This window comes from Methanoregula sp. (assembly GCF_002835825.1).
Taxonomy (GTDB): domain Archaea; phylum Halobacteriota; class Methanomicrobia; order Methanomicrobiales; family Methanospirillaceae; genus Methanoregula.
The window spans coordinates 1-1,669 of the sequence record NZ_PIZH01000448.1 but is presented as its reverse complement, the minus strand read 5'-3'; the positions used below and the strand labels follow the sequence as shown (position 1 = coordinate 1,669).

The window sequence follows — 1,669 nt, the reverse complement described above, 5'->3', positions numbered from 1 at the left end:
CTTTAACGAAGGTGTAAACAACCTCACGAACACCGCGCTCGATCCCTTATCCAAGATGCCGGAACTGAAACACTGTGCCGTAAAGGTTGAGAAGATCAGGGAGGCCTGAGTACCATGACCAAAAAAGGCGACATGCTCTATGCATGGACGAATGATGCCGAAATCCAGAAGAAGGCAGAACTCGGCGGAGCAGTAACTGCCCTCTGGAAATACGCACTCGAATCCAGGATGGTGGATGCGGTACTCGCCATTACCAAAGGCGCTGACCTGTACGACGCAAAGCCGGTAATCATCACCGATCCGAAAGATCTCGCAAGCACGGCAGGATCCCTCCATTGCGGTACGCTCCTTGTCTCAAAGCTCATCAAGAAATACCTTGACGGGGCCCGTGACATCAAAATTGGTGTAACCGTCAAGGGCTGTGACATGATGGGACTTTACGAGCTTGCCAAACGCCAGCAGATCAACCTTGACAATATTATCATGATCTGCGTAAACTGCGGTGGATCGGTCAGCCCGGTCACTGCACGGAAGATGATTGCCGACAAGTACGGGGTAGACCCGGACATTGTGCACAAGGAAGAGATCGACAAGGGCCAGTTCATCATCGAGTACGAAGGCGGCCACAAGGGAATTTCGGTCGACGAACTTGAAGAGGTCGGCTATGGCCGGCGCACGAACTGCCGTCGCTGCAAGCTGAAAGTTCCCCGGCAGGCAGATCTGGCCTGCGGGAACTGGGGTGTCATCGGTGACAAGGCAGGAAAAGCAACTTTTGTTGAGGTCTGCAGCGAGAAAGGTGCAAACCTTATTGACGGCGCCGTAAAGGCAGGCGTTCTTGCAACCCAGGCTCCGAACCCGAAGGGCATTGAGATCCGGGCAAAGGTCGAGGGCGCGATGCTGAAACTCGGTGACAAATGGCGCAAGAAAGATTTTGAAGGTCTTGGAGTGGGCAGGGAGCGCCTGACGAAGATCATGGCTGAAACCTCCCGGTGCGTCAAGTGTTATTCCTGCATCAGCCAGTGCCCAATCTGTTATTGTGTCGAGTGCACGACCAGGAACCCGTCAATGGTTCCTCCAGGCGAGCTTCCGGTCAACTTCATGTTCCACCTGATCCGGTTCGCCCACATCGCAGACTCCTGTGTCAACTGCGGCCAGTGTGAAGAGAACTGCCCTGCAGAAATTCCAAACGCACTCTTCATGCATGCCCAGCAGGTTGAGCTCGAGAAGATGTTCGGCCATGTTCCCGGGATTTCCATGGAGCTCCCGATCATGGCATTCGTCGAGGAGCGTACGGAGCGCGACCGGCTGCACAACACCGGCAGCGATATGATCTACGAGAACGTGTTCAATCCCCTGCCAAAGAAATACTGACCTTCTTTTTTCTTTTTATACCGGGCTGCCCGAATATCCACAGCCGGATGAAGAAAAATATCAGTCACGGTTATCAGAAAACCGGTTGTCGGATTGTGCCGACCGCACGGCATCCCCGCAGCCGGTAAGCCAGCCGGACCGTTCATCAGGGAAAGCATCGAACGCAGGAACATAGGGTTTAATATCGAACAGCGGCGTCCCGTCAAGGATATCAACATCCTCAATCTCAAGTACGCTGCCCCTGACCGCGATGATTTTCACGACCGAGAGCCCGATAGCATTCGGCCTTCTCGGCGCC

General features: G+C 54.2%; 2 protein-coding genes. One reads left to right on the top strand and one right to left on the bottom strand.

From position 1 onward, the window contains the following. Positions 1–114: 114 nt before the first annotated feature. Positions 115–1,371 (top strand): Coenzyme F420 hydrogenase/dehydrogenase, beta subunit C-terminal domain, encoded by a 1,257-nt coding sequence (locus CW742_RS12145; protein WP_292420733.1) that lies wholly within the window; start codon positions 115–117, stop codon positions 1,369–1,371. Between the two features lie 60 nt (positions 1,372–1,431). Here the strand turns inward: CW742_RS12145 and CW742_RS12140 are convergent. Further along, on the bottom strand, positions 1,432–1,669 hold a 238-nt coding region (locus tag CW742_RS12140; protein WP_292420731.1), incomplete at its 5' end, for a TrmO family methyltransferase.

Coding starts and splice junctions, on each gene's coding strand:
- CW742_RS12145 (WP_292420733.1), top strand. CDS start 115: ATGACCAAAAAAGGCGACATGCTCTATGCATGGACGAATGATGCCGAA.